Source organism: Coprobacter sp. (genome assembly GCF_982436375.1).
The window spans coordinates 1-11,927 of record NZ_CEWDCG010000089.1; the positions used below are offsets into that span (position 1 = coordinate 1).

Consider the following 11,927-nt stretch of genomic DNA (forward strand, 5'->3'; position numbering starts at 1 on the left):
CCTTAAACAAACTCTGTAATTCTTTTTTTTGACTTGAGGACTAAGCTCGATCTATTCTCTTATTATTTTTAGAATCTGTAATCTACTTAAACAGAGGCCTGTTATTGATATTTATTCCGGTACGGAAGTTTTTTAAGGCAGCCTTCTTTATTTAAGGAAAAAATTCTTTAATCACTTGTTTTGTACGCAATATTCACCTAATTTTGCAATTTGTAAAAATGCGGTAAATCTACATAACATAAATAAATAACTTAAAACTTAGAATCCTATGTGGTTATTCAATTCTTCAATCGGGAGAAAGCTGGTCATGAGTCTGTCCGGGCTTTTCCTCATTTTGTTTTTAACCTTCCACTTAGCAATGAACTTTGTTGCGGTGTTCTCCGGGGAAGCCTACAACATGGTTTGTGAGTTCTTGGGAGCCAATTGGTACGCATTGGTCGGAACTCTTATCTTAGCTTTGGGTTTTGTTGTGCACATCATCTATGCATTCTGGCTTACGATTCAGAATCGTAAAGCCCGGGGGAATGACCGTTATGCTGTGATTGCCAAACCTAAACAGGTAGAATGGGCATCTCAAAACATGCTGGTGCTGGGTATTATCGTTGTTGTTTTCTTTATTCTGCATCTTGCTCAGTTTTGGTATAAAATGCAGTTTAATGAAATTGCAGGTTTAGATTTGGGCGTTGATCCTCACGATGGCTACCAATTGATTCTGGACACATTCAGCAATCCGTTGTTCGTTATTTTGTATTTGGTATGGTTCGTTGCTATCTGGTTTCATCTCACTCACGGTTTCTGGAGCGCTATTCAGACGATCGGATGGAATAATAACGTGTGGTTGACTCGTTGGAAAGCGATTTCGAATGTTTATGCAACGATCATTTGTGCAGGTTTTGCTTTTATTGCGATTTATTTCGGTTTTATCGCATAATCGGAAGAGACCTTTTGATAAAGATTTTATATTAATTCAAACGAAAACAAACAAATATGTCTCAAATAGATTCTAAAATCCCTGAAGGTCCGTTGGCCGAAAAGTGGAGTAATTATAAAGCTCACCAAAAACTGGTGAATCCCGCAAATAAGCGTCGTCTGGATGTTATTGTCGTAGGTACCGGTCTTGCCGGAGCTTCGGCTGCCGCCTCATTAGCTGAAATGGGATTTAACGTATTGAATTTCTGCATTCAGGATTCTCCCCGTCGTGCGCATTCAATTGCTGCACAAGGCGGTATTAATGCTGCGAAAAACTATCAGAATGACGGCGATAGCGTGTATCGTCTTTTCTATGATACGATCAAGGGTGGAGACTATCGTGCCCGTGAAGCGAATGTATATCGTTTGGCGGAGGTTTCTAACAATATTATCGATCAGTGTGTAGCTCAGGGTGTACCTTTTGCCCGTGAATATGGCGGTTTGTTGGATAACCGTTCTTTCGGTGGTGCTCAGGTATCCCGTACATTCTATGCTCGTGGTCAGACCGGTCAACAACTGTTATTGGGCGCATATTCCGCATTGAGCCGTCAGATCGGTAAAGGTAAAGTAAAAATGTTTACCCGTCATGAGATGTTGGACGTCGTGTTGGTAGATGGTCGTGCACGGGGTATCATTACCCGTAATTTGGTAACCGGTAAAATCGAACGTTATGCTGCACATGCTGTTGTCGTTGCAACAGGAGGATATGTAAATACATTCTTCTTGTCGACCAATGCAATGGCTTCTAACGGTTCTGCTGCATGGCAATGCTATAAAAAAGGAGCTTATTTTGCCAATCCTTGTATGGTACAGATCCATCCGACCTGTATTCCGGTGCATGGAGATTTCCAGTCGAAGCTGACTTTGATGTCCGAGTCTTTACGTAATGACGGACGTATTTGGGTACCGAAGAAGATAGAAGATGCGAAAGCTTTGCAGGCCGGGAAGAAACAAGGAAAAGATATTCCGGAAGAAGATCGCGATTATTACTTGGAACGTCGTTACCCTGCATTCGGAAACTTAGTTCCGCGTGACGTTGCTTCACGTGCCGCCAAGGAACGTTGTGATGCCGGTTTCGGTGTAAACAATACCGGATTGGCAGTGTTCCTCGATTTTTCCGATGCTATCAAGCGTTTAGGTAAAGAAGTGGTAAAACAGAAGTACGGTAACTTATTCGATATGTATGAAGAAATTACAGATGAGAACCCGTATGAAACTCCGATGATGATTTACCCGGCATTGCATTATTCAATGGGTGGTTTATGGGTAGATTATGAGTTGCAGACCTCTATTCCGGGCCTATTTGCAATCGGAGAGGCAAACTTCTCAGATCATGGGGCTAACCGTTTGGGAGCTTCTGCTTTGATGCAAGGTCTTGCTGACGGCTATTTTGTATTGCCTTATACAATCCAAAATTATCTTGCCGACCAGATTCAAGTGCCTCGTTTCAGTACCGATCTGCCCGAATTTAAAGAAGCAGAAAAGAATATCGAAGCTCGTATTACCAAATTGATGAGCATAAAAGGAAAAGAATCGGTAGATTCTTTACATAAGCGTTTAGGTCATATAATGTGGGAACATATCGGTATGGCTCGTGATGAAAAAGGTTTGAAAGAAGCAATCGAGATGTTGAAAGATCTGAAGAAAGAATTCTGGAGTAATGTATTTATTCCGGGTTCGGGCAATGATCAGAACATCGAACTGGAAAAAGCATTGAGACTTGCCGATTTTATCGAAATCGGTACATTGATGGCTCATGATGCTTTGGATCGTGCAGAATCTTGTGGTGGTCACTTCCGTGTAGAACACCAGACTGAAGAGGGTGAGGCATTGCGTCATGATGATAAATTCTCTTATGTTTCTTGTTGGGAATATCAGGGAGAAGATAAAGACCCTGTAATGCTGAAAGAAATGTTGAATTATGAATTTGTCGTTCCTCAAACCCGTAACTATAAAAAGTAATAATCAGTAACAAAGAATTATCATGGACAAAAATATAAATGTAACCCTTAAGGTTTGGCGTCAGAAAGGTCCGAAAGAAAAAGGCCGTTTTGAAACTTACCAACTGAATAATATTTTTCAGGGTGCTTCTTTCTTGGAAATGCTGGATATTCTGAACGAACAGTTGATAAAAGAAGGTAAAGACCCTGTCGTTTTCGATCATGACTGCCGTGAAGGTATTTGCGGTATGTGTTCGTTGTATATCAACGGTCATCCTCACGGAGCTGCGACCGGTGCTACTACTTGTCAGTTATATATGCGCCGTTTTAATGATGGCGATACGATCACCATCGAGCCGTGGCGTTCGGCAGGTTTCCCTATTATCCGTGACCTGATGGTAGATCGTTCGGCTTATGATAAAATCATTCAAGCAGGAGGATTCGTTTCGGTAAATACCGGTGGCGTTCCCGATGCCAATGCGATAGCCATACCTAAAGAAGATGCCGATTTGGCAATGGATGCAGCCGCATGTATCGGTTGCGGAGCTTGTGCAGCCGCATGTAAGAACGGGTCGGCCATGTTGTTCGTTTCGGCTAAAGTAAGCCAGTTGGCGTTACTGCCGCAAGGACGGGTCGAAGCTACCCGCCGGGCAAAGGCAATGGTTGCTAAGATGGATGAGCTCGGTTTTGGAAATTGTACCAATACCGGAGCTTGTGAAGCCGAATGTCCTAAAAATATCTCTATTTCGAACATTGCACGTTTGAATCGGGAATTTATCTCGGCTAAGTTAAAAGATTGATAACATCATTGGATTGATTATTTTATGGAACGGGATTTAGTTATGCTAAATCCCGTTTTTATTATCTGCTTTTTCTGTTTTTGCACGTTTTATATCTTTATCAAAACAAAAAGCAATTCTCGAAATATTTGAGCCGAATTTGAACTCTTTATGAATAGATTACCGTATGCGGCTAATAGCGTTTCTGTATCGAGTTATTTCTTTTGTTTCGTGATCCTCAGTAGCGCTTCCCGAAGATTTTCATCTTTTTTGAGATTCAATTTGTTGCGTATGTGAGAACGTGTGCTGGTTATATTAGATACCGATTTGCCCGTTATCGCACTGATTGCCGAAATATTTTTGTTATCAAGTATCAACTCACACATCAAGAGTTCCGAAGGTGTCAATGTATCGGCATATTGTTTTAAACGTTCGATATTTTGTTCATTATTTTGTATCATCCTTCTTACACCGGACTCGATCTTTTCCCAGGTTTCTTTTCCAAGCAATTCAAGCACCTCCTCGGTCTGGGACATAGTCAACCCTTTGGATTTCATGATTTCGATAAAACGAAATACTTGCTGTTTGTCCATATTTAAAAATCCGAGAATTGTTTTTTGCTCTATCTCGTATCTGATATTTTCTTTCTGCATATTCGATATGTTTTGAGTCAGATGCCGGTTCATTAATGATACGACTACAAAGGCAACGAATATAGGGAGTGCGACTTCGATAAGGGTCTCATTTTGGGTTCTATATATACAATATGTGTATGTTAAGGCAGAAATGAAAGTGATTATTGACGGAATGTAAGGGATATAGGATATAACCATAAATATAAGTAACAGTCCTATTAATGTGATGTTACCTAATATTAAAGATATGGAGAATGGAGTATTTTTGATTGCCATAACTATACACTCTACACCTATTGGCGGAATTAAATTATAAAAGATTTATGTTTAAAAAGTTGTGCATATTGTTGATATTTAGTAAATTAAAGGTGAACAAACTTTTAATAGACAAATATCGTATGCACAACTTATATGCAATATTCGCAAAATTACTGAACATATGCAAGCAAATTGCCGGCAATTTAGTCAATGAATCTGGGAATGTGCCAAGACGAGGATTCGTTCCTAAATTCTCAGACCTTGAAGTAGTGGCTTTGAACATGGCATCAGAGGCTGTTGGTATTGACAGTGAGTCGCTGTTGTTTGCAAAGCTACAGGAATATAGGGTTGAAATACCCAACCTAATTTCCCGCCGACAATACAATGACAGGCGTAAAATAACTTCCTCCCTATGTAATGCAATCCGAGAAAGAATGGTTTCTAAAATGGATGGTGGTGAAGACTATTTCTGTATTGATTCGAAACCGATAGAAGTATGTCGTATTGCCCGTTCTAAACGTTGCAGTATGGGAAAGAAGGATTTTAGTAAAGCACCTGGGGTAGGCTACTGCGCATCACAAAGCATGTATTATTATGGGTATAAACTCCATGCAGTCTGTGGGTTAAGTGGTGTCATCCATTCCTTTGACCTCACTAAGGCAAGTGTGCATGACATTCATTACCTGAAGGATGTGAAAGTGGATTATAGTAATTGTACAGTCATAGGGGACAGAGGATATATAAGTGCCCAAGTGCAATTGGATCTGTTTGAAACTGCCAATATCAGATTGGAGGTACCATACAGATGTAATCAAAAAGAATGGAAGCCAACATTCCCAGCTTTTGCCAAAGCGAGAAAAAGAATTGAAACCCTATTCTCGCAATTGTGTGACCAGTTTATGATTATAAGGAATTATGCGAAAGATACAGATGGATTGTTTGCCCGGATTATCGGGAAGATTAGCGCACTTACAATCCTCCAATATATTAACTACAAAAATGAAAAGCCTATTGGCAGAATTAAATATGCGCTATTTTAATTCCGCCAACAGGTATGATCTTTTATCTTTAGAATAATTCCGACTCATGAAAAAAATCGCCATATCGTTTATCTTCTTTATAATGCTCGGATGCAGCAGCGTACCGCTGACCGGTCGAAGACAACTCAATCTTGTCTCTGATCAAGAGGTTCTTGCATTAAGTAATCAAAGTTTCTCGGATTACATGAAAACGGCAAAAGTGTCAACAGACTATATGAAGACACTACAAGTCGCACGTGTCGGACAACGCATTGCAAATGCCGTCATGAGTTTCTTGCGAAACAACGGTATGACTGCCGATGCAGCTTCTTATAATTGGCAATTTGTACTGGTTAACGATAATACACCGAATGCTTTTTGCATGCCCGGAGGGAAAGTGGTTGTAAATACCGGCATACTTCCGTACACTCTCGATGATGACGGATTGGCTGTCGTTCTCGGACATGAGATCGCTCATGCCGTCGCCAAACACAGCAGTGAACGAATCAGCCAGCAAATGCTCGTTCAATATGGCGGAGTAGCGTTAAACACCCTGATGCAAAACAAGTCGGATGCAGCGCAAGCTTTGGCAAATCAAATATATGGTGTCGGGACACAAGTAGGTGTCATGCTGCCCTACTCCCGTAAGCAAGAATCCGAGAGCGACCGTATGGGTCTCATTTTTATGGCAATGGCCGGCTATAATCCCGAGAAAGCGCCTGCATTCTGGGAAAGAATGGCAACTCAAGGATCTTCCACCCCCGAATTTTTAAGCACCCATCCGTCTGATGCCTCTCGAATAGCAAATTTAAAGAAATTAGTTCCCGAAGCTATGAAATACAAAAAATAAAAAATTCAGTTCGATAAAAGACTCATGCAAATAAGAAAAATGAAAGCAAAAGACATCGAAGATGTCATGCAACTATGGTTATACACCAACCTGAAAGCGCACGCTTTCATTCCTGAATACTATTGGTACGAGAATTTCAACGAAGTAAAATCGGCACTATCCGAGGCCGAAATATATGTTGCAGACCAAAATAAAAAGGTTATAGGATTCATCGGTCTTATCGATAACTATATTGCAGGAATTTTCGTTTCCGAACACATGCAATTGCACGGTATAGGGAAACAACTGCTAAGTATTGCAAAAAAGCGACACCCGGTCTTACAATTGCATGTTTATAAAAAGAATCTAAAAGCTATCGGATTTTATCAAAAACAAGACTTCAAAATTATAAAATCCGAAATCGACACGCATACCGGAGAAGAAGAACTTTTCATGGAATGGAAAAATAGGCCGTTTTGAGATCAAGAGTCCGGACGGATTTTATGACAAAAAAAATCAACAGCCAAACAAAAAAATTCTCTAATCCCAAGTAGCTTTTCTATATCATTTTTCCAAAAACCATACACATTCGATTTTCATTTCAATTTAAGAGTCGCACGACTTCCCCCGACAAGACCATTTGCATTTTTTCGCAAAAATATTCAATCACACAACTCATACAACAGAATATTTTTTGTATAAAACGACAAAATGATGAATTTATTCAAAAAAAATTCAAGTTTTATGCAATAATAAAACATTTATTCTTACATTTGCATCTGAATATAGCATAATTATACAAAGAAATAAATTATTGCTTTCAATATAGAGACTATTTCAAATTTTATCAGATACTGTTCCGAGACTTATTTCGGTGCATTTTGTGTTTTCTAAAAACATAAAAACACGATAAGAAACGAAATACGAATCTTGAATACAGACAAAATAAAAGGAAAGGAACTTTAAAACTTTCAAAAAAGGAATAATCTTATGAAAAATAAAGTCGATAGGCTACAGGCTATTAAAGAAATTATTATTTCACACAAAATCAGTAGTCAGGAAGATTTACTAAAGCAACTCACGGAAAGAGGTTTCGACCTCACTCAAGCGACCCTTTCCAGAGATTTAAAACAACTGCAAATCGCTAAAGTCGCAGGCAAAGACGGAGGTTACCTTTACGTTATGCCCGAAATCGCAGGAATCGGCAGATTGGCCAATGCAAAAAATCAACAACACTATGCAGGCCCGGTATCCGGTTTTCTTTCTATCGAATTCTCCGGACAATTGGCGGTTATTAAAACACGTCCGGGTTATGCTAGCGGAATAGCTTGGGACATAGACACTCACTCTGCTGAAGAAATATTGGGAACAATTGCCGGAGACGATACGATATTGTTAATCTTACGCGAAGGAATTACCCGACCACAAGTATTAGAAACTCTAAAAACCATAATACCTTCTATCGACGGAGAATAAAAGAGATATTATATTAACATATTAAAATGACCCGATGCGCCTGTTTATTCTACTTAAAAACAGACCAAAGAACAAAAGAAAATGGAAGATACAATTGAAGTAATTGTAGCAAGCGAAAAGCACTTGTCGTATGTAGAAACAATTCTCGATACAATCGAGAAAGCAGCAAAAGTCAGAGGTACCGGAATCGCAAAACGGTCACCGGAATACGTAAAACAAAAAATGCTTGAAGGGAAAGCCATTATCGCCCTCGACGGAGATAAATTTGCGGGGTTTTGCTATATCGAAAGCTGGAGTAACAAACAGTTTGTAGCCAATTCAGGGCTTATCGTCGTAGAGGCATATCGAGGACACGGACTGGCCAAACGGATCAAAAGAAAAGCATTCGAACTTTCCCGATCCCGTTTTCCGGATGCAAAAATTTTCGGACTTACAACCGGACTGGCAGTAATGAAAATCAACTCAGAATTAGGATATCGTCCGGTAACATTCTCCGAACTTACAGATGACGAAGCTTTTTGGAAAGGATGCCAAAGCTGTGTAAACTATGACATATTGCAACGGACAAACCGCAGAATGTGCCTGTGTACGGGAATGCTCTTCGACCCGCATGCCGAAGAACACCATTCTGAAAATAAATAATTACATTTAATATAAATACTCTCGATATGAAAAAAGAAAAAGTTGTTTTAGCATTCAGCGGAGGATTAGACACATCTTTCTGCGCAAAATATCTGACAGAAGACTGCGGCTACGAACTATATACGGCAATCGCAAATACCGGAGGGTTCAGTAAAGAAGAACTGAAATCGATAGAAGAACGCGCCTACAAATTGGGAGCGACCGAACATGCCTCTCTCGATATAACACAAGAATATTACGATAAAAGTATCAAATACATGATATTCGGAAATGTTCTCAGAAACGGAACATATCCTATCTCCGTCAGTTCGGAACGTATTTTTCAGGCAATCGCCATTATCAATTACGCCAAAAAGATCGGAGCAGATTATGTCGCTCACGGTAGTACCGGTGCAGGAAACGATCAAGTTCGCTTCGACCTTACGTTCCAAATATTAGCTCCTGAAATAAAAATACTTACGCCGACACGAGACATGACTCTCACCCGCGAATATGAAATAGATTATCTGAAAAAACACGGATATGAAGCCGACTTCAAAAAAATGGAATATTCCATCAACAAAGGATTATGGGGAACGAGTATCGGAGGAAAAGAGACGTTGAAAAGTAACCAGACTCTTCCCGAATCGGCATATCCCTGCCAAATGATTGCAAAAGGCGAAGAAACTTTAACAATAGATTTCAAAGAAGGAGAAATCGCTGCAGTCAACGGAGAAAAATATGATGACAAAGTCGCGGCAATACAAGCTATCGAAAAAATTACTGAAAAATACGCAATCGGGCGAGATATGCACATCGGCGATACGATCATAGGTATCAAAGGACGTGTAGGTTTCGAAGCTGCAGCTCCGATGGTAATCATCAACGCCCACAAAATGCTCGAGAAACATACTCTTACCAAATGGCAGCAATACTGGAAAGATCAAATCGGGACATGGTACGGGATGTTTTTGCATGAAGCCCAATACCTCGATCCTGTAATGCGGGATATGGAAGCTTTTCTACAAAGCTCCCAACAAAATGTCACCGGCCGAGTTATCATCGACCTGAAACCGTACCGCTATGTCTTGGTAGGTGTCGAAAGCGACTTCGATCTCATGAAATCCGATTTCGGGGAATATGGAGAAGTAAACAAGGCATGGACAGCTGATGACGTAAAAGGATTCACCAAAATCTTGGGTAACCAAATGAAAATTTACCATTCGGTATTGAACAAAAACAAAAAGTAAATTTTTAATAAACCAAAAGCAGAAAAGGATTTATCTTTTTCTGCTTTATTCCAATAATATAATATGATAAAAGCAGGAATTATAGGCGGAGCAGGCTACACAGCCGGAGAATTAATTCGTTTATTGATAAATCATCCGGACGTTGAGATCGAGTTTGTCAACAGCAGCAGTAATGCCGGGAATAAAATTACGGATGTTCATTCAGGACTTTTCGGCGAAACAAACCTGACTTTTACCGCCGAGCTTCTATTGGATCAAATCGATGTGTTATTTTTCTGTACAGCACACGGAGACACAAAAAAATTCATGGAAACTCATTCCTTTCCCGAAAAATTAAAAATAATAGATCTCTCTATGGATTTCCGGATAGAATCTCCCGAACATGATTTTATCTACGGTCTTCCTGAACTAAACCGTAAACGAATAATCCGGTGCAATCGAGTTGCCAATCCGGGATGTTTCGCTACCGCCATACAACTGGCTCTGCTCCCACTGGCAAAAAACCTGCTGCTTAACAATCCTGTACATATCCATGCGATAACCGGATCGACAGGTGCCGGACAAAAACCTTCGGCAACATCTCATTTCAGTTGGAGAAATGACAATATCTCCATCTATAAACCTTTTACACATCAACATCTGGCAGAAATAAAACAAAGTCTGAGACAACTTCAAAACAGTTTTGATACCGACTTGAATTTCATTCCGGTACGGGGAAATTTCTCAAGGGGAATTTTCGCCACTCTTTACACGGACTGCCCGGTAGAACTCGATGAAATAAAACGAATTTACGAAGAGTATTACGACGATCATTCTTTCGTGTTCATCAGCGACAAGAATCCCGATCTGAAACAAGTCGTAAATACAAACAAATGTTTACTTTATTTAGAAAAATTCGGGAATAAATTGCTGATTACCTCTTTGATCGACAACCTTCTGAAAGGCGCATCCGGACAAGCGGTTCACAATATGAATTTACTTTTCGGTCTGGAAGAAACCGTCGGTCTGAAACTCAAACCTTCGGCATTTTAACATAATAAAAAATTCACTATGAAACTATTCGATGTTTATCCTCTTTTCGATATAGAAATAGTCAAGGGAAAAGGTTGTTATACATATGATTCGAAAGGAAACGAATACCTCGACTTGTATGGCGGACATGCTGTAATCTCGGTGGGGCACACCCATCCCTATTACACTCAAAAACTTACCGAACAGGCACAAAAACTTATATTTTATTCAAACTCGGTAATCAACAGTTTGCAAATAGAACTGGCAGATAAATTGGGAAAACAATCAGGATACGACGATTATTCGCTATTTCTGATTAACTCCGGAGCAGAAGCGAACGAAAATGCTCTCAAACTTGCCTCTTTCCACACAGGAAAAAAGAAAGTCATCGCTTTCAAAAAAGCTTTCCACGGACGTACGTCGGCAGCGGTAAAAGTAACGGACAACCCTAAAATCGTTGCACCTATCAACGATACATTCGAAGTCAGTTACCTGAACCTAAATGACATCGACTCCGTAAAAACAGAAATAGCCAAAGGCGATGTGTGTGCGGTTATTATCGAAGGAATACAAGGAATCGGAGGAATACAAGTTCCCAAAATCGATTTCATGCAACAACTCCGGGAAGTATGTACTCAAAACAGTGTAGTCCTTATTCTTGACGAAATACAATCGGGATACGGACGAAGTGGTAAATTTTTCGCACATCAATATGCCGGAATAAAAGCCGATCTCATAACTATGGCAAAAGGGATGGGAAACGGTTTCCCGATCGGCGGCGTACTGATAAGCCCCATGTTCACTCCGGCATACGGGATGTTGGGAACGACTTTCGGAGGAAATCATCTCGGTTGTGCCGCCGCAATAGCCGTACTCGATATTATGAAAAAAGAAAATTTAGTAGAAAATGCGGCCAATACAGGTAACTACCTGATCAATGAATTAAAAAAGATTCCTCAGATCAAAGAAGTACGAGGAGAAGGACTCATGATAGGCCTTGAATTTGATCAACCGGTAAAAGAGATCAGAAGCAAACTGTTATTTGAACAGAAAGTATTTACAGGGGTTTCAGGTACAAATGTAATACGACTGCTGCCCCCACTGGTACTCACAACCGATCAAGCCGACATATTTATAGAA

General features: G+C 40.0%; 12 protein-coding genes. 11 read left to right on the forward strand and 1 reads right to left on the reverse strand.

All coding sequences use genetic code 11. The features are described from left to right. Window positions 1–268: 268 nt before the first annotated feature. Genes AC1WHX_RS06635 through AC1WHX_RS06645 form a run of 3 tightly spaced genes read left to right on the forward strand, consistent with a single transcriptional unit; the run spans window position 269 to window position 3,709 of the window. Window positions 269–931 (forward strand): succinate dehydrogenase cytochrome b subunit, encoded by a 663-nt coding sequence (locus tag AC1WHX_RS06635; RefSeq protein WP_009318440.1) that lies wholly within the window; start codon window positions 269–271, stop codon window positions 929–931. 56 nt (window positions 932–987) lie between these two features. Beyond that, a complete protein-coding gene (locus tag AC1WHX_RS06640; RefSeq protein ID WP_022600161.1) occupies window positions 988–2,931 on the forward strand; it encodes a fumarate reductase/succinate dehydrogenase flavoprotein subunit in 1,944 nt (647 codons plus the stop codon). A gap of 22 nt (window positions 2,932–2,953) precedes the next feature. After that, a complete protein-coding gene (locus tag AC1WHX_RS06645; RefSeq protein ID WP_009318442.1) occupies window positions 2,954–3,709 on the forward strand; it encodes a succinate dehydrogenase/fumarate reductase iron-sulfur subunit in 756 nt (251 codons plus the stop codon). A 194-nt stretch (window positions 3,710–3,903) separates the two neighbouring features. On the opposite strand, the gene AC1WHX_RS06650 is transcribed toward AC1WHX_RS06645, so the two are convergent. Beyond that, on the reverse strand, window positions 3,904–4,599 hold the full coding sequence (locus tag AC1WHX_RS06650; protein ID WP_481229036.1) for a hypothetical protein: 696 nt from the start codon (window positions 4,597–4,599) through the stop codon (window positions 3,904–3,906). Between the two features lie 47 nt (window positions 4,600–4,646). On the opposite strand from AC1WHX_RS06650, the gene AC1WHX_RS06655 reads away from it, so the two are divergent. The 8 genes from AC1WHX_RS06655 to AC1WHX_RS06690 form a co-directional block, all read left to right on the forward strand. Beyond that, window positions 4,647–5,621: an IS982-like element ISPrsp2 family transposase gene (locus AC1WHX_RS06655; protein ID WP_481229041.1), complete on the forward strand. Its 975-nt coding sequence runs from the start codon at window positions 4,647–4,649 to the stop codon at window positions 5,619–5,621. 46 nt (window positions 5,622–5,667) lie between these two features. After that, window positions 5,668–6,450, forward strand: a complete 783-nt coding sequence (locus AC1WHX_RS06660) for a M48 family metallopeptidase (RefSeq protein ID WP_022390366.1) — start codon at window positions 5,668–5,670, stop codon at window positions 6,448–6,450. 39 nt (window positions 6,451–6,489) lie between these two features. Then, window positions 6,490–6,909, forward strand: coding sequence for a GNAT family N-acetyltransferase (locus AC1WHX_RS06665; protein WP_022601164.1), 420 nt, complete (start codon window positions 6,490–6,492; stop codon window positions 6,907–6,909). A gap of 510 nt (window positions 6,910–7,419) precedes the next feature. Next, window positions 7,420–7,905 carry an arginine repressor gene (gene argR / locus AC1WHX_RS06670; protein WP_278584210.1) on the forward strand — a complete coding sequence of 162 codons (486 nt, stop codon included), beginning with the start codon at window positions 7,420–7,422 and terminating at the stop codon, window positions 7,903–7,905. 81 nt (window positions 7,906–7,986) lie between these two features. Further along, window positions 7,987–8,547: a GNAT family N-acetyltransferase gene (locus tag AC1WHX_RS06675; RefSeq protein ID WP_009319604.1), complete on the forward strand. Its 561-nt coding sequence runs from the start codon at window positions 7,987–7,989 to the stop codon at window positions 8,545–8,547. 26 nt (window positions 8,548–8,573) lie between these two features. After that, entirely contained in the window at window positions 8,574–9,776 is a 1,203-nt protein-coding gene (locus AC1WHX_RS06680) for an argininosuccinate synthase (protein WP_009319603.1), read from the forward strand. 63 nt (window positions 9,777–9,839) lie between these two features. Continuing rightward, window positions 9,840–10,808: an N-acetyl-gamma-glutamyl-phosphate reductase gene (gene argC / locus AC1WHX_RS06685; protein WP_122337514.1), complete on the forward strand. Its 969-nt coding sequence runs from the start codon at window positions 9,840–9,842 to the stop codon at window positions 10,806–10,808. Between the two features lie 18 nt (window positions 10,809–10,826). After that, on the forward strand, window positions 10,827–11,927 hold a 1,101-nt coding region (locus AC1WHX_RS06690; RefSeq protein ID WP_481229039.1), incomplete at its 3' end, for an aspartate aminotransferase family protein.

Coding starts and splice junctions, on each gene's coding strand:
- AC1WHX_RS06635 (WP_009318440.1), top strand. CDS start 269: ATGTGGTTATTCAATTCTTCAATCGGGAGAAAGCTGGTCATGAGTCTG.
- AC1WHX_RS06640 (WP_022600161.1), top strand. CDS start 988: ATGTCTCAAATAGATTCTAAAATCCCTGAAGGTCCGTTGGCCGAAAAG.
- AC1WHX_RS06645 (WP_009318442.1), top strand. CDS start 2,954: ATGGACAAAAATATAAATGTAACCCTTAAGGTTTGGCGTCAGAAAGGT.
- AC1WHX_RS06650 (WP_481229036.1), bottom strand. CDS start 4,599: ATGGCAATCAAAAATACTCCATTCTCCATATCTTTAATATTAGGTAAC.
- AC1WHX_RS06655 (WP_481229041.1), top strand. CDS start 4,647: ATGTTTAAAAAGTTGTGCATATTGTTGATATTTAGTAAATTAAAGGTG.
- AC1WHX_RS06660 (WP_022390366.1), top strand. CDS start 5,668: ATGAAAAAAATCGCCATATCGTTTATCTTCTTTATAATGCTCGGATGC.
- AC1WHX_RS06665 (WP_022601164.1), top strand. CDS start 6,490: ATGAAAGCAAAAGACATCGAAGATGTCATGCAACTATGGTTATACACC.
- argR (WP_278584210.1), top strand. CDS start 7,420: ATGAAAAATAAAGTCGATAGGCTACAGGCTATTAAAGAAATTATTATT.
- AC1WHX_RS06675 (WP_009319604.1), top strand. CDS start 7,987: ATGGAAGATACAATTGAAGTAATTGTAGCAAGCGAAAAGCACTTGTCG.
- AC1WHX_RS06680 (WP_009319603.1), top strand. CDS start 8,574: ATGAAAAAAGAAAAAGTTGTTTTAGCATTCAGCGGAGGATTAGACACA.
- argC (WP_122337514.1), top strand. CDS start 9,840: ATGATAAAAGCAGGAATTATAGGCGGAGCAGGCTACACAGCCGGAGAA.